Source organism: Lentzea albidocapillata subsp. violacea (assembly GCF_900100275.1).
In the GTDB taxonomy this organism is placed as follows: Bacteria; Actinomycetota; Actinomycetes; order Mycobacteriales; family Pseudonocardiaceae; genus Lentzea; species Lentzea violacea.
This window is the reverse complement of the sequence record NZ_FNET01000008.1, coordinates 1-14,546: the sequence shown is the minus strand read 5'-3', so window position 1 is coordinate 14,546 and position 14,546 is coordinate 1. Positions and strand designations below refer to the sequence as shown.

The window sequence follows — 14,546 nt, the reverse complement described above, 5'->3', positions numbered from 1 at the left end:
GACCCTGACGGAAGATTTCAGGGACCACTCGCAGGGCCCGGATCAGTAGAGTCGCTACCCATGAAGCCCGACGCGCTACGCGGCCACCTCGACGCGTTGCTGCTGGCCACGCTCGACGGCGAGCAGCTGCACGGCTACGCGATCATCGAAGCGTTGCAGCAGGGCAGCGGGGGTGCGCTGGACCTCCCGACGGGCACGGTCTACCCGGCGCTGCGCAGGCTCGAACGGGCCGGGCACGTCAGCAGTGACTGGAGCACGGTCGGCGGCCGCAAGCGCCGCACGTACAAGCTCACGCAGGCGGGGCAGCGCGCGTTGAACGCCGAACGCGACGCGTGGCGCGAGTTCACGACGGTGATCGACGGAGTGCTGGGAGGTGGCAAGTGGGCGCAGTCCTGACCGGCGAGGACGTGATCGACAGGTACGTGACCGATCTCGGGTCGCGGTTGCAGGGCTCGAAGAAGCAAGTCCGCGACCTGCTCACCGAGACCCGTGACAGCCTCACCGACGCCACCGAGGCGCACGTGGACCGCGGTCTCACCGAGCGCGAGGCCCAGGAGCGCGCGGTCGAGGAGTTCGGGCCGGTGCGCGAGATCGCGAACGAGTACCAGGCCGAACTGGCCGTCGCGTACGGCACGCGCACGCTCGTCTGGCTCGCGATCGTGCTGCCGCTGATGCACATGGCGTGGGAGTACGGCCGGATGCTGCTCATCGGGCCGTGGCAGGACTTCGCCACGATGCCGCCGGCCTGGTACCTGTTCATCGCCAAGGCCAACGACCTGACCAGCGGCGCCGCGTCCGGCGTGGCGCTGGTGGCGTTGATCCTCGGCCGGTTCCTGGCCCGCGGATACGACACGAAACTGCTCGCCAGGATCGGTGCGGCCATCGCGATCGTCGCCGTCGGCGTGGTGCTGCTCGGCAACATCTCGATCATCCTGGCGACCGCGCACCTCGACGCGTCCCGGCTGGTGCAGTCGTCGCCGATGGTCGTCGCGACCGCGATCACCTGGATCGTGATCGTCCGGCTCGGTCTGCTCGCTCGCCGCTGCCTGAGCTGTGCCACGATCGTCGTGTGAACAACGCCCTGATCTACCTGATCGTGATGATCGCCGTCGCGGCCGTGGTGTTCCTGCTCGCGGCGTTGGTGTTCGGGCGCGGCGAGGAACTCGCGCCGCTGCCGCCCGGAGCGTCGCCCACGCGGCTGCCCTCCGACGACATCACCGAGGACGACGTCCGCGAGCTGAAGTTCCAGCAGGTCTTCCGCGGTTACAAGATGACCGAGGTCGACTGGGCGTTGCAGCGGCTCGCGACCGAGGTAGAGACGTTGCGGGCGCGCGTGCGCGAGCTCGAGGAGCTGGAGAGCTGTGAGCACCGAGCTTGAGCTGACCGTCCAGGTCGCGGCGCCGCCGGACACGATCTTCCGCGCCATGACCGACTGGGAACGCCAGTCGGAGTGGGTGTTCGGCACGCGCGTTTCCGTCGTCGAGGGTGACGGGAGGTCGGTCGGCAGCGAGATCGACGCCGTGACGTTCGGCGTCAGCGACCGCATGCGGATCACCCGCTGGGACCCGCCGCACGCCGTCGAGGTCGTGCACCTGGGTCGTGTGGTTCGTGGCACCGCCGTGTTTGCGGTGCGCGGCAGCCGTTTCGTGTGGACGGAACGCCTCGACGTGCCGTTCTTCTACCCGTTGGTGAAGCCGCTGTTCGTGCTGATGCTGCGCCGTTCGCTGCAGCGGTTCGCTCGTTTCGCGGAGGAGTACCGGTGATCTCCCGTTGTCCCTGGGGCGACTCGACCCCGGACTACGCCGAGTACCACGACACCGAGTGGGGCGTGGAGCTGCACGGCACGCCCGAGCTCTACGAGCGGATGTCGCTGGAGGCGTTCCAGTCCGGGCTGTCGTGGATCACGATCCTGCGCAAGCGGCAGGCGTTCCGCGCGGCGTTCGGCGGCTTCGACCCGGTGCTGGTAGCGGAGTTCGGCCCCGCCGACGTAGAACGCCTGATGGCCGACGCGGGCATCGTCCGGAACCGGCTGAAGATCGACGCCGCGATCCACAACGCGCGGCTGATCGTCTCGGAGGGCGTCGACCTGGACGCGCTGCTGTGGTCGTTCGCGCCCACCGGCCACGTGCGGCCCGCCACGTTCGCGGACGTGCCGGCGATCACGGACGAGTCCAGGGCGATGGCCAGGGAACTGAAGAAGCGCGGCTTCAAGTTCCTCGGCCCCACCACGTGCTACGCGCTGATGCAGGCGACCGGCATGGTCGACGATCACATCGCGACGTGCTTCCGTGCCCAGCCTTCGACCACTTCAGCTGGTCGGTCATGACCGACATCCACGCACTGATCGTGCGGCTTCGAGCTGAGATCAAGAACGTCGAGGACATCGCCCGCGAGACGGCCCCGATCCAGTGGGCCGCGGTCGGCCATCGGGTCGCGAGCAGAGCGGGCGAGGTGGTGGGCAACTTCGAGAACGAGGGCAATGCGCGCCATGCGGCGTGGCACGACCCGATGACGGTCGTCATCCGGTGCGTCAAGGACCGCCTGATCGTGTCGAGGTGTGAGGACGTGATCGGCGCCCGAGACCTTTCGAACTACGGTGATCCCGGTCTGCTGGACGGTGATCCGGAGGCGGCGGCGGTCGTTCTCGCCGTTGAGACGGTGATCGACCTGGCGTCCGGGTACACCCGTGGTTCCGACGTGACGAAGTGAGATCCGCGCCGCGCTGAAGGCGGCGGCGCGGACCGATGGCGGGCTACCGCCCGATGAACTTCGGCGCCCGCTTGTTCACGAACGCGTCGACCGCCTCGCGGTGGTCCTCGGTCGCGCCGCAGTCGGCCTGGGTGCGCCGCTCGGCCTCCAGCGCGTCCTCCAGCGTCCCGTCCGCCGCCGCGGCCAGCGCTTCCTTGATCTTCGCGTACGCGGTCGTGGGCCCGGCTGCCAGTCGAGCGGCCAGCAGGTGCGCGGTGGACAGCAGTTCGGCGTCCGGCACGACCTGGTTGACCATGCCGACCCGCAACGCCTCCTCGGCGCCGACGGGCTGGGCGAGCAGCATCATCTCCATCGCGCGGCCGTGGCCGATCAGCCGCGGCAGCGTGTAGGACGCGCCGGAGTCCGCCGTCAGGCCTACGTTCGCGAAGGCCATCAGGAACTTCGCGGACGTGCCCGCGATGCGCAGGTCCGCGGCGTAGGCGAACGAGGCGCCCGCACCGGCCGCGCTGCCGTTGACCGCGGCGATCACCGGCTTCGGCATGCCGATCAGCTCGCGCACGATCGGGTTGTAGTGCTTCTCGACGGTGTGCAGCGGCGCCGGATCACCGGCCTGCAGCAGGCCGATGTGCTCCTTGAGGTCCTGGCCCGCGCAGAACGCCCTGCCCGCACCCGTGATCACCACCGCGCGCACCGACTCGTCCGCCGCCGCCTCCTTCAGCGCGGCGAGGAACGCCACCTTCAGCGTGACGGTGAAGGCGTTGAACGACTCGGGGCGGTTGAACGTGAGCGTGCGCACACCATCGGCGTCGTCGACGAGGAGCTCGGACACTGGACCTCCATCAAGCAGTGGAAACGTTGCGCACCGGCCGCAGGCACTCGTCCACGAAACGACTCGTGCCCGGTGCCAGCCGCAGTGTCTGTTCGTCGAAGAACGACGCTGCCGCGTGCCCGGGCCAGTCCGGTGGCAACAGTTCAGCAGGAAGACCGGGATCGCGGAACAGGAACTTGCGCCACGCGTGCAGCAGCTGCTGTGAGGCCGCGAACGCCGCCGCGTCGTCCGTTTCGTCCACAACGGACACCTTCTCGTGCCAGTGCGCGACGAACGCGGCGTAGTCGCGGCCCAGTTCGGCCAGGTCCCACGCCTTCGCCGCGAGCTCGGCGTCGCCACCGTCGTGTGAACCGTGAAAAGTTCGTGCCGCGACTTCCTCGGCGGCCAGCACGTCTGCCAGCTCCGGGGACGGCCGGGGAGCGATCCACGTCACAGGACCGAGCGCGCCGTAGCCGAGCAGTTGCAGCTCCGACGCCAGGTGGTCGCGCGAGTCGCGGCCCGGCATCTCCTCCAGCACCACCACGTGCCAGCGACCGTCCCACGTGGACGGCCCGGTGCGGTAGATGCGGGCGGCGGCCTCGTCGAGCCTGCGTTCCCCGCGAGGTGTCATGGCATATCCGGGCCCGTCAGGCAACCGGGACGGCTGCAACCAGCCCTGCCGCACGGTGCGCGACACGGCCGTGCGGACGGCCGGCGCGGCGAAACCCAGGGGTTCGAGCAACCGGACGAGCGCGGCGATGGTGGCGGCGCCACCGCGCTCGCGCAGGTGGCCGCCGTAGACGTCGAAGAGCGCGGAACGGGCTCGCACCCGGCCCAGTCTGTCACGACACGACCAAGGCCGTTCAGACCGCGACGGCCGCGGTCGAGGGCCAAGACCGACGCGACACGACCGACCGTGGCAAAAGTGTTGCCTTGTCGCGAAAACAGGTGTTGATCAGGCACAAACCAAGATCGACAACTGTCACCCGGACTCGCCAAAAGATCGGTTCGGTTTCGCCCCTGAGTCGCCATAGGGGAGAATGGAGCAGATCCGGCCTGGCCGGACGGGGAAGATGTTGACGGAGGGAGCACGCGATGGCGGCCATGAAGCCCCGGACCGGCGACGGTCCCCTCGAGGTCACCAAGGAGGGACGCGGCATCGTCATGCGCGTGCCGCTCGAGGGTGGTGGGCGCCTTGTCGTCGAGATGTCGGCGGACGAGGCCAGCGCCTTGGGCGACGCGCTGAGGGCCGCCGCCGGCTGAGGCATCCCGGCGAGGAAGCAGTGTTGAGCCCCGGTTTCCACAGTGGAGACCGGGGCATCGCTTCGTTCCCACCCAGGGCGAACGACGATCACAGCAGTGCTGTGACCGCCGGCGATCGCCGCGTCTTTCGGCGCTCAGCAGGGCACCTCGCGGCCCCGCCCCCGCGCCCCCGTACAACCAGTACGAGGACGCGGAGGCGGGACCACGATGCACCCGTCTGACCGTCGAAACACGGGGCAAACGACGACGATCACAGCACTGGGTGAGAATGAACGGTCGTTAATGCAATAGGGGAGGTCCAACCGTGGCGTCGACGGTGCCGGCAGTGCCAACCAAGCTCGTGGACGTCGAGGTGGCCACCACCACGCGCCGCAACGTCCCGGCGGTCGTGCTCGTGGCCACGGGACCGGCGCTCGGACCGGGCGGCGACGGCATCGACGTCTCCGACCTGACCGGCAAGGCCGGCGAGGCGGTGCGGCACGACGAGACCTGGACGCTCGGTGTCGGCACCGGGTCGCTCGCCGACTACCGCGCGGCAGGCGCCAGTCTCGTGCGCGCGCTGAGCGGCGACGACGCGCCGAAGACCGCCGATGTCCTGCTGACCCCGGACTTCGACGCCGCCAAGGTGCGCGCGTTGGTGCTGGGCGTGGCGCTCGGCGGCTACCGCTTCAAGGTCACCGGCGAGGACGCCCCGAAGCGCGTCGGCTCGTTGCGGCTGATCACGGCCGACGACGGGTTCGAGGAGGTGCTGACGTCGGCCGCGCTGAAGGCCCACGCGCTCGCCACCGCGACGTCGCTGGCACGTGATCTCGCCAACACCCCGTCCAACGTCAAGGACCCGCGCTGGCTCACCACGACCGCCGCCAGGATGGCGGACAAGGTCGACGGGCTCAGCGCCACCGTGCGCGACGAGAAGTGGCTGGCACAGCAGGGCTTCGGCGGCGTGCTGGCGGTCGGCGGCGGATCCGCCCGGCCGCCGCGGTTCCTGGAGCTGACGTACGGCACCACCGGCCCGCACCTGGTGTTCGTCGGCAAGGGCATCACGTTCGACACGGGCGGCATCTCGGTGAAGCCCGCGGACGGCATGCACCTCATGCGCACCGACATGGCGGGCGGTGGCGCGGTGATCGCCGCGCTGCTGGCCGTGGCGCGCAGGCAGCTGCCGGTCAGGGTCACCGGGCTCGTGCCGTGCGCGGAGAACCACGTGAGCGGCTCGGCGTACCGGCCGGGCGACGTCGTGCGCCACTACGGCGGCGCGACCACCGAGGTGACGAACACCGACGCCGAGGGCCGCATGGTCCTGGCCGACGCGCTGGCGTACGCGGTGCAGAACCTGAAGCCCGACCTCGTCGTGGACGTGGCGACGCTGACCGGCGCGATGAAGGTCTCGCTCGGCCTGCGCACGGGCGGGGTGTTCAGCTCGTCCGACGAGATCGCGGCCGAGGTCGTCGAGGCCGGGGCGAACGTCGGCGAGAAGTGGTGGCGGATGCCGCTGCTGGAGGAGCACGTCAGCGCGGTCGCCAGCGAGATCGCGGACTACAAGCAGTGCCCGCCCGGCCCTGGTGGCATCACGGCGGCGCTGTTCCTGCAGAAGTTCGCGGGCGACGTGCCGTGGGCGCACCTCGACATCGCGGGCCCGGCGCGCTCGGAGAAGGTCTACGACGAGGTCGTCGCGGGAGCCACCGGCTTCGGCGCGCGGACGCTGGTCGAGCTGGCTGAAAAATATTCGCGTTAGCACCCGATCTGCCCATACGAGACGGCGAAGTTCCACGGCATGATGTGAGCGCCTTCACACCGTCGTAGAGGAGCTCTCGTGTTACTTCGCCTGGCTCTCGCCGTCTCGTTGGTATTAGCGGCCCTAAGTCCTGCCACCGCGAGCACGCCCTGGTGGGAACCGGTGGCGCGGCCGGCGGTGGACTCGCAGATCAACGTGACCGGTGAGCCGTTCAAGGGGACGGACGGCCAGGGCAGGGTGCGCGGGTTCGTCGACGCGCACAACCACCTCATGACCAACGAGGGCTTCGGCGGCAAGCTGATCTGCGGCAAGCCGTTCTCGGAGCAGGGCATCGCGGACGCGCTGAAGGACTGCCCCGAGCACCACCCGGCGGGTCTGGGCGCGATCTTCGAGGCGATCGTGACGGGCGACCTCGACGGCCACGACCCGGTGGGCTGGCCGACGTTCAAGGACTGGCCGTCGTCCACGACGGTCTCGCACCAGCAGAACTACTACGCCTGGCTGGAACGGGCGTGGCGTGGCGGCCAGCGCGTGCTGGTCCAGGACCTGACGAGCAACGCCATGCTGTGCATCATCCACCCGTTCAAGGACAAGCCCTGCGACGAGATGCAGTCGGTCCGGTTGCAGGCTCAGCGCACCTACGAGCTGCAGGCGTTCGTCGACAGGCAGTTCGGTGGCGCGGGCAAGGGCTGGTTCCGCATCGTCACGTCGGCCGAGCAGGCCCGCGACGTGATCACCCAGGGCAAGCTCGCGGTGATCCTCGGCGTCGAGACCTCCGAGCTCTTCGGCTGCCGGACGTTCCTCGACATCCCGTTGTGCAACAGGGGCGACATCGACCGCAGCCTCGACGAGATGTACGCGCTCGGCGTGCGCAGCGCGTTCCTGTGCCACAAGTTCGACAACGCGCTGTGCGGCGTCCGGTTCGACTCGGGCACGCAGGGCGGCGTGATCAACGCCGGCCAGTTCCTGCGCACCGGCCAGTGGTGGCAGACCGAGCAGTGCAAGGGCCCGCAGCAGGACAACCCGATCGGCACCGTCGGCCCGAACGCGCTGATCCCGGCCTCGGCCGTCGCGCCGGCGTACGACCCGGCGAAGCGGTGCAACGTGCGTGGCCTGACGTCGCTGGGCGAGTACGCGGTGCAGGGCATGATGCGCCGGCACATGATGATCGAGATCGACCACATGAGCGTGAAGGCCGCCGGTCGCACGCTCGACCTCGCCGCGCAGGCGCGCTACCCCGGCATCATCTCCAGCCACAGCTGGATGGACGCCCAGTGGACCGAGAAGGTCTACCAGCTCGGCGGGTTCATCGCGGGCTACGAGAACAGCCCCGAGTCCTACGTCGCCCAGGCGGCCGCCGCGGAACCGTTGCGGCGCAAGTACGACGTGGGCATCGGGTTCGGCTCCGACTACAACGGCGTCGGTTCGCACCCGGCACCGCAGACCGGCGTGACCTACCCGTTCCGCACCTACCCGGACGGCCCGCTGGTCGACCGGCAGCGCACCGGCGAGCGCGTCTGGGACATCAACGTCGACGGCGGCGCGCACATCGGACTCCTGCCGGACTGGGTCGAGAAGGTCCGTCAGCTCGGCGGCGACCAGCTCGTTCAGGACATGCTCGGTGGCGCCGAGTCGTACCTGCGGACGTGGTCGGGCACTCAGCGCTGGACGCCGTGAGTCCTCAGGGCGTGATCGCGGAACGCGCGGACGGCGGGTGGCAGCGGGTTGTCCCGCAGCCAGGTCAGCCCGAAGATCCGGCCGGTCCGTGGGGTCAGTGACAGCTCCCGCAGTCCGGGAGGCGGCGCGAACTCGGCGTGGGTGAGCAGTGCCACGCCGAGACCGTGCGCGACCAGGCCCCGCACGGTCTCGATCTCCTGGCACTCGAACACGTAGCGCGGCGTGACCCCCGCCGCGGCGCACATGTCGTCGGTGATCTGACGCAGGCCGTATCCGGGTTCCAGGGTGATCAGGTCCTCGTCGGCCAGGTCCCCGATCCGCACGGCCCTGCGGGACTCCAGCCGGTGCCCGGCGGGCACCACCACGATCAGGGGCTGCTCGAACACGACCACCGACTCGAACTCGGGCCCCTCCGGTGGCGGGGCGACCAGCGCGAGGTCGATCTCGCCGCTCAGGAGCTTGTCGACGACGGCCTGGCGGGCGTTCTGGACCAGGCCGAACCGCACGTGCGGGTGCTCCGCGCGATAGCCGCGGACCAGCTCCGGCACGATCGCGCGGCCGAGCATGTGCAGAAAGCCCAGCACGACCCGGCCCTTCTCCGGGTCGAGCTCCTCCTCGACCTCGCGCAGGCCGGGTTCCAGCGCGGTCAGCGAGCGCGTCGCGGCCTCGGCCAGCAACCGGCCCGTGCGGGTGAGGCGGACCCGGCGGCCGGTCTTCACCAGCAGCGGCGCGCCGAGCTGCTCGCCGAGCTCGGCGATCCAGCGGCTGACGGTGGGCTGGGGGAGCCCGACGCGTTCTGCGACACGAGTCACGTGCTCGTCGGCGGCAAGCGCTTTCAGCACCGCCAGCTTCGGTGCCAGGTCCAATTCATCCACGAATCGATTTTGCCGCAATTCCGTATTGGACGTATGGCTTAGCGTCGGATGAGTGAACAGGCTGACCGCGTCCATCGCCGCTTCGGGGTTCGCTTGCTTCGCGCTGCTCTACACCCCGCAGGCCGTGATGCCGCAGATCGCCGCCGAGTTTGGACTGGGGCCGGGCAGCGCGTCGCTCGCGCTCTCCGCGGCGACCCTGGCGCTCGCGGTGGTGGTCGTGCCGATCGCGATGCTGTCCGAACGGACCGGGCGCCGGCCGGTGATCGTGGTCAGCGTGCTGGTGGCGGCGTTGCTGGGGCTCGTGCTGCCGTTCGCACCGAACTACGAGGTGTTCCTGGTCCTGCGGGTGCTGCAGGGCGTCGCGGCGGCCGGGGTGCCCGCGGCGTCCATGGCCTACCTCGCGGACGAACTGGACAAGCGCAAGCTCGGCGCCGCGATGGGCGCGATGATCGCGGGGAACAGCCTGGGCGGCATGTCGGGACGGCTGGTCACCGGCATGACGTCGGACTGGCTGGGGTGGCGCGGCTCCGTGCTGCTCGCCGGCGTGTTCGGGCTGGTCGCGGCCCTGGTCGTGGTGTTCTTCCTGCCCAGGGCCCAGCACCGGCCGAAGCGGGCGCCCAGCGGCATGAAGGCCGCGCTGAAGGACCCGGTGCTGCTGTCCATGTACGTGGTCGCGGTGCTGCTGGTGGGGACGTTCATCTCGTTCTACAACGTCGCCGGCTTCCAGCTCACCGGCCCTGCGTGGCTGGAGACGCTGGTCTTCCTCTTCTACGGGTTCGGCAGCACCGCGGCGGCGTTCGCGGGCAGGCTCGCCGACCGGTTCGGCCGCGGCCGCGTGCTGCTGCTGTGCATCGGCGTGCTGGCTCTTGGTGCCCTGGCGAGCCTGGTGTGGGTGCCGCTCGGCCTGGCGATCGTCACCGCCGGGTTCTTCGCCTCGCACACGACGGCGAGCGGCTGGGTCGCCGCGCGAGCCCCCTCGCACGCCCGCGGCCAGGCCTCAGGGCTCTACCTCGCCGGCTTCTACCTGGGTAGCAGCATCGGCGGGACGTCCGGCGCCACCGCGTACGAGGAGTGGGGCTGGAGCGGATTGGTGCTGGTGCTCCTGGGCTGGCTGGCCCTCGCGGCGATGCTCGGTCAGAACTCCAGGGCGAGGGTGGCGCGCGAGTCGACCGGCGCGATCGTCGTCCTGCCGAGACGCGGCAGGTCCAGCAGCCCGTCGACCATGCCGACCGAGACCGAGCGGGTGTCCGCCGGCACCTCGACGACGATCGCGAACGGCAGCGGGCCCCCGTCGTAGCGCGCGCCGACCTGCCGTGCGGCCGAGCCGTCCGGCAGCGTGACGGTGATCAGGTCCTTGGTCCACAGGCCGCCGGCGGTGTCGGGCAGGTCGCCGGTCGCCTCGACCCGCACCTCCAGCAACGCCTTGTCCGGCGCGGAGATCGTGGCCACGTCGTACTGGCTCTCGCCGAGCTTGACCGGGCGCTGGCGGCCGAGCCGCACCCCGGTGATCTTCATGCCTAGTTCGTGGTCGTTGAACCGGATCTTCTGCGTCTGCTCCGCGAACTGGGCGGGGGCGGAGGCGCGCTGCAGCACCTGCGGTGCGTTGTCGGAACGCTTGCCGGACGGCACCTCGGCGCGCTGTTCCAGAGACTTGGCGCCGAGCGTGCCGAGCATGAGGTGCTCGGTGCCCTCCTGCGGGTCCGGCACGGTGTAGACGACGAAGACCGAGCCGTTGGCCGGCAACCGGTCGGCAGGGAGGATCTGGCGCTTGCCGGGGACCTCCAGCGCCAGCTCGGACGGCTGCGGGGCGAACCCCTGCCAGTTGGTGCGGTGGAAACCGCTGTCCGTCTCGTTGAGCTTCTCGACCTTCATCCTCACGACGCGCAGCCGTGACCCGGGCTCGGCGCGGAGCGTGCCTTCCGAGGTGTACCAGATGTCCGGGTTCGCCCAGCCGGTCACGGCGGTGCCGAGCAGGTCGTCGCGCAGCTTGATGTCGGCGTCGCCCAGCCCGAGCTCGTGGTTCGAGCGCTTGCCGTCGTCGGGCAGCACGGCCAGGAAGTCCCGTCCCGCCGTCAGGTCCTGCTGCTTCGACGGGTCGAACTCCTTGCCGTCGGTGCGCACGAGCGTCCCGATCGGCGTGCTGCGGTTGCCCTTCTCGGGCACCTGCGGCGACTGCACTTCGTAACGGACCTCGTCATCCGTCTTGGTGACTTCCTTGAGCGGCACGGGCACCCAGTCGGTGCCGGCGCCGGTGCCGGGCACCTGGACCGGTCCGCACCACAGCCGCTTGTCCACCTCGGACTCCAGGCCCGTCTTCGCGAACCAGCAGCTGACCGCGGCGGCGCCGGCCCGTGCCACATAGCCATAGTCCAGCGTGTAGGCGAGCTGCGCCTCGGCGTTGGCCTGCAGTTCAGAGGCATCGGCGAGCTTCTTGCCGTCCATCGTGAGCTGGACCGCCGCCGGTTGCGCGGCGGGGGCTGTGGCACATCCAGTCACCGCGAGGAGGACCGTCAGACCCAGCACCGCACAACGCACAGTCCTCGCGCCCCTCACCAGTTGAAGTCACAACGTCACTACTGGTTAAAGGCGGCGCTCACTCTTCCGGGTTGCCCCGGCCGAGTGTGTCTCAAATCACGCTGCGGTAGACCTCGACGGTTTGCTCGGCCATCGCGGACCACGAGAACTCCTGCTCAGCCCGCGTGCGTCCGGCGGCCCCGAAACGCTTCGCGCGCTCGGGGTCCGTGATCAGTTCGTTGATCGATTCCGCGAGCTGGTGTCGATATGTCGACAAATCATGCTCGTCGTAGTGGACGAGAAGGCCCGTCTCGCCGTGCACGACGACCTCGGGGATGCCGCCGACGTCACTCGCGACGACCGCGGTGGCGCACGCCATCGCCTCCAGGTTCACGATGCCCAGTGGCTCGTAGACCGACGGGCACACGAACACCGCCGCGTGGCTCAGGATCTGCCGCACCTCGGCGGGCTGCAGCATCTTCTGGATCCAGAAGACGCCCGGCCGTGCCTGCGCGAGTTCGCTGACCGCCTGCTTGATCTCCTCGGCGATCTCCGGCGTGTCCGGTGCCCCCGCGCACAGCACGATCTGCGCTTCCGGGTCGATCTGGTGGGCGGCGGCCACGAGGTGGCTCAAACCCTTTTGGCGGGTGATCCTTCCCACGAACGCCACGATCGGCTTGGTGGGATCGATTCCACGGGACGTCAGGGCGTCCGATTCGGTGACGGGGTGGTACGCCTTGCTGTCGATTCCGTTCCGGACGACGTGCACCCTCGCCGGATCGAGAGCGGGGTAGGCGTCGAGCACGTCGGCCCGCATGCCCTCGCTCACGGCGATGACCGCGTCCGCGTGTTCGTAGGCCGTCCGCTCGGCCCACGAGGAGATCCGGTACCCGCCGCCGAGCTGCTCCGCCTTCCACGGCCGGCGCGGCTCCAGCGAGTGCGCCGTCACCACGTGCGGGATGCCGTGCAGAAGTTTGCCCAGGTGGCCGCCCATGTTGGCGTACCAGGTGTGCGAGTGGACCAGCGTGGCCGTGGAGATCGCCGAAGCCATTTCCAGGTCGACCGCGAGGGTCGTGAGAGCCGCGTTCGCCTGCTCCAGGCTGTGCGGGGCGTTGTGGGCCGTGGCGTCCGATCTCGGTGCACCGAAACAGTGCACGTCGACCTCCACGAGTTCGCGAAGATGGGGCACGAGGAAACCCACGTGCACGCCAGCCCCGCCGTACACCTCTGGCGGATACTCCCGGGTCAAGAGCGCTACTCGCACGCACCCACCGTAGATCACGGCGGTAGGGGTTGGGACGAACCGCTTTGCGTCTGGTTCGAGAACGATCGCACGGATAGGGTCACATACCGTGAAGGGGCAGCCGCACGTTCTCGGAATTGTGCTTGCCGGTGGTGAAGGCAAGCGCCTGTGGCCACTGACGGCCGACCGCGCGAAACCGGCTGTGCCCTTCGGGGGCAACTACCGGCTGGTCGACTTCGTGCTGTCGAACCTGGTCAACGCCGGGCTCGCGAAGCTCTGCGTGCTGACGCAGTACAAGTCGCACTCACTGGACCGCCACATCTCGACCACGTGGCGCCTGTCCAATGTGCTCGGTCAGTACGTGACACCGGTCCCGGCCCAGCAACGCCTGGGCCCCCGCTGGTACACGGGCTCGGCCGACGCGATCTTCCAGTCGCTGAACCTCGTCCACGACGAGAAGCCCGACCACGTGGTCATCTTCGGAGCCGACCACGTGTACCGGATGGACCCCGGCCAGATGATCTCGCAGCACGTCGAGTCGGGCGCGGCCGTGACCGTCGCCGGCATCCGCGTGCCGCGCAACGAGGCCAAGGCGTTCGGGTGCATCGACAGCGACGCGTCGGGAAAGATCACCCGGTTCCTGGAGAAGCCGTCCGAGCCGCCGCACGTGCCGGACGACCCGGACGTGACTTTCGCGTCGATGGGCAACTACATGTTCACGACCGAGGCGTTGCTGGACGCCTTGCGCGGGGACGCGTTGAACCCCGACTCGGACCACGACATGGGTGGCGACATCATCCCCATGCTGGTGGACCGGGGGAAGGCGCACGTCTACGACTTCCAGGACAACGACGTGCCCGGGGCTACTGATCGGGATCGTGGGTACTGGCGGGATGTCGGGACTATCGACGCCTACTACGACGCGCACATGGATCTGGTTTCGGTCCATCCGATTTTCAACCTGTACAACCAGTTGTGGCCTATTCGGACTGCTACTCCGCCGATGCCTCCTGCCAAGTTCATCGCTGGGGGGTCTGCGGAGGATTCGATGGTGGGGCCTGGGTCGATCATCTCCGGGAAGATCCACGGGTCGGTGATCTCGTCCGATGTGACTGTCGAGGTCGGGTCTGTGGTTCAGGGGTCTGTTTTGTTGCCTGGGGTTCGGATCGGTAAGGGTGCTGTTGTGCGGCGGGCTATTTTGGACAAGAACGTTGTGGTGCCTGATGGGGCTTTGATTGGTGTGGATGCTCCTATGGATCGGGAGCGGTACACGGTTTCGGCTTCTGGGGTGACGGTGTTGGGGAAGGGTGTTCGGGCTTACTGATCTGCTGGCTTTGGTGGGTGGTTGGGTTGCGGGCGGCCTGGTTGGGTTGCGTGCTTCCCCTGGGGGCGCTGCCCTGAACTGGTCCCCGGAAGTTGGACTGGCTAAGTGGAGGTTAGGCGGGTTGGTTCTGGGCTCGGTATTGGGCCGGGTTCAGGCCGCCGAGTGTGGTGGAGATGCGGGTGGTGTTGTACCAGTCGATGTAGTTGTCGAGTTCGGTGGTGAGCTCGGTGACGGTGTCGAACTTGGTGTGGTGGAACAGTTCTGCTTTGAGGTGGCCGAAGAAGTTCTCGGCCATGGCGTTGTCCAGGCAGTTGCCTCGGCGGGACATCGACTGGGGCAGACGGGCTTTGTCGAGGATGGCGCGCCAGGTGGGGTGCTGGTAGTGCAGGCCCTGGTCG

The 14,546-nt window shown here is 69.1% G+C and carries 16 protein-coding genes; 11 read left to right on the top strand and 5 right to left on the bottom strand.

Annotation, left to right across the window (positions count from 1 at the left end):
- Positions 1-60: 60 nt before the first annotated feature.
- From BLR21_RS18950 to BLR21_RS18925, 6 genes are read left to right on the top strand one after another with little or no spacing between them, the layout of a single operon-like run.
- Positions 61-396 (top strand): PadR family transcriptional regulator, encoded by a 336-nt coding sequence (locus BLR21_RS18950; protein WP_090007169.1) that lies wholly within the window; start codon positions 61-63, stop codon positions 394-396.
- Positions 381-1,073 (top strand): permease prefix domain 1-containing protein, encoded by a 693-nt coding sequence (locus BLR21_RS18945; protein WP_090007168.1) that lies wholly within the window; start codon positions 381-383, stop codon positions 1,071-1,073. Before BLR21_RS18950 ends, BLR21_RS18945 begins: the two co-directional genes overlap by 16 nt.
- Complete coding sequence (locus BLR21_RS18940) at positions 1,070-1,378, top strand: DivIVA domain-containing protein (RefSeq protein WP_090007167.1); 309 nt, start codon at positions 1,070-1,072, stop codon at positions 1,376-1,378. Before BLR21_RS18945 ends, BLR21_RS18940 begins: the two co-directional genes overlap by 4 nt.
- Positions 1,362-1,763: an SRPBCC family protein gene (locus BLR21_RS18935; RefSeq protein WP_090007166.1), complete on the top strand. Its 402-nt coding sequence runs from the start codon at positions 1,362-1,364 to the stop codon at positions 1,761-1,763. The genes BLR21_RS18940 and BLR21_RS18935 overlap by 17 nt, the downstream gene beginning before the upstream one ends.
- The gene (locus BLR21_RS18930; RefSeq protein WP_256334785.1) at positions 1,760-2,326 is read left to right on the top strand and encodes a DNA-3-methyladenine glycosylase I; all 567 of its coding nucleotides are present in this window, start codon (positions 1,760-1,762) and stop codon (positions 2,324-2,326) included. Before BLR21_RS18935 ends, BLR21_RS18930 begins: the two co-directional genes overlap by 4 nt.
- Entirely contained in the window at positions 2,323-2,709 is a 387-nt protein-coding gene (locus BLR21_RS18925) for a DUF6221 family protein (RefSeq protein ID WP_090007165.1), read from the top strand. Before BLR21_RS18930 ends, BLR21_RS18925 begins: the two co-directional genes overlap by 4 nt.
- Before the next feature lie 43 nt (positions 2,710-2,752).
- On the opposite strand, the gene BLR21_RS18920 is transcribed toward BLR21_RS18925, so the two are convergent.
- The gene (locus tag BLR21_RS18920) at positions 2,753-3,538 is read right to left on the bottom strand and encodes an enoyl-CoA hydratase-related protein (protein ID WP_090007164.1); all 786 of its coding nucleotides are present in this window, start codon (positions 3,536-3,538) and stop codon (positions 2,753-2,755) included.
- Positions 3,539-3,548: 10 nt separating this feature from the next.
- Positions 3,549-4,346, bottom strand: coding sequence for a PaaX family transcriptional regulator (locus BLR21_RS18915; RefSeq protein WP_030480867.1), 798 nt, complete (start codon positions 4,344-4,346; stop codon positions 3,549-3,551).
- A gap of 266 nt (positions 4,347-4,612) precedes the next feature.
- Between BLR21_RS18915 and BLR21_RS18910 the strand changes: the two genes are divergently transcribed.
- From BLR21_RS18910 to BLR21_RS18900, 3 genes are all read left to right on the top strand, one after another.
- Positions 4,613-4,780: a DUF3117 domain-containing protein gene (locus BLR21_RS18910; RefSeq protein ID WP_084402065.1), complete on the top strand. Its 168-nt coding sequence runs from the start codon at positions 4,613-4,615 to the stop codon at positions 4,778-4,780.
- A 325-nt stretch (positions 4,781-5,105) separates the two neighbouring features.
- Positions 5,106-6,515, top strand: a complete 1,410-nt coding sequence (locus BLR21_RS18905) for a leucyl aminopeptidase family protein (protein WP_256334784.1) — start codon at positions 5,106-5,108, stop codon at positions 6,513-6,515.
- A 162-nt stretch (positions 6,516-6,677) separates the two neighbouring features.
- Positions 6,678-8,192 (top strand): amidohydrolase family protein, encoded by a 1,515-nt coding sequence (locus BLR21_RS18900; RefSeq protein WP_090007162.1) that lies wholly within the window; start codon positions 6,678-6,680, stop codon positions 8,190-8,192.
- Here BLR21_RS18900 and BLR21_RS18895 read toward each other — a convergent pair.
- Positions 8,174-9,067, bottom strand: coding sequence for a LysR family transcriptional regulator (locus BLR21_RS18895; RefSeq protein WP_256334783.1), 894 nt, complete (start codon positions 9,065-9,067; stop codon positions 8,174-8,176). The genes BLR21_RS18900 and BLR21_RS18895 overlap by 19 nt on opposite strands.
- A 52-nt stretch (positions 9,068-9,119) precedes the next feature.
- Between BLR21_RS18895 and BLR21_RS18890 the strand changes: the two genes are divergently transcribed.
- The gene (locus tag BLR21_RS18890) at positions 9,120-10,364 is read left to right on the top strand and encodes an MFS transporter (protein ID WP_090007161.1); all 1,245 of its coding nucleotides are present in this window, start codon (positions 9,120-9,122) and stop codon (positions 10,362-10,364) included.
- 1,329 nt (positions 10,365-11,693) lie between these two features.
- Here BLR21_RS18890 and glgA read toward each other — a convergent pair.
- The gene (gene glgA, locus BLR21_RS18885) at positions 11,694-12,845 is read right to left on the bottom strand and encodes a glycogen synthase (protein ID WP_090007430.1); all 1,152 of its coding nucleotides are present in this window, start codon (positions 12,843-12,845) and stop codon (positions 11,694-11,696) included.
- Between the two features lie 88 nt (positions 12,846-12,933).
- Between glgA and glgC the strand changes: the two genes are divergently transcribed.
- Positions 12,934-14,148 (top strand): glucose-1-phosphate adenylyltransferase, encoded by a 1,215-nt coding sequence (gene glgC / locus BLR21_RS18880; RefSeq protein WP_030480873.1) that lies wholly within the window; start codon positions 12,934-12,936, stop codon positions 14,146-14,148.
- A gap of 112 nt (positions 14,149-14,260) precedes the next feature.
- Here the strand turns inward: glgC and BLR21_RS18875 are convergent.
- Positions 14,261-14,546, bottom strand: a 286-nt coding sequence (locus tag BLR21_RS18875; RefSeq protein ID WP_143027728.1) for an IS3 family transposase, incomplete at its 5' end; no start/stop codon positions are given.

Excerpts from the sequence above, each read along its gene's own strand:
- BLR21_RS18925 (WP_090007165.1), top strand. The coding sequence starts at position 2,323 with ATGACCGACATCCACGCACTGATCGTGCGGCTTCGAGCTGAGATCAAG.
- BLR21_RS18910 (WP_084402065.1), top strand. The coding sequence starts at position 4,613 with ATGGCGGCCATGAAGCCCCGGACCGGCGACGGTCCCCTCGAGGTCACC.
- BLR21_RS18950 (WP_090007169.1), top strand. The coding sequence starts at position 61 with ATGAAGCCCGACGCGCTACGCGGCCACCTCGACGCGTTGCTGCTGGCC.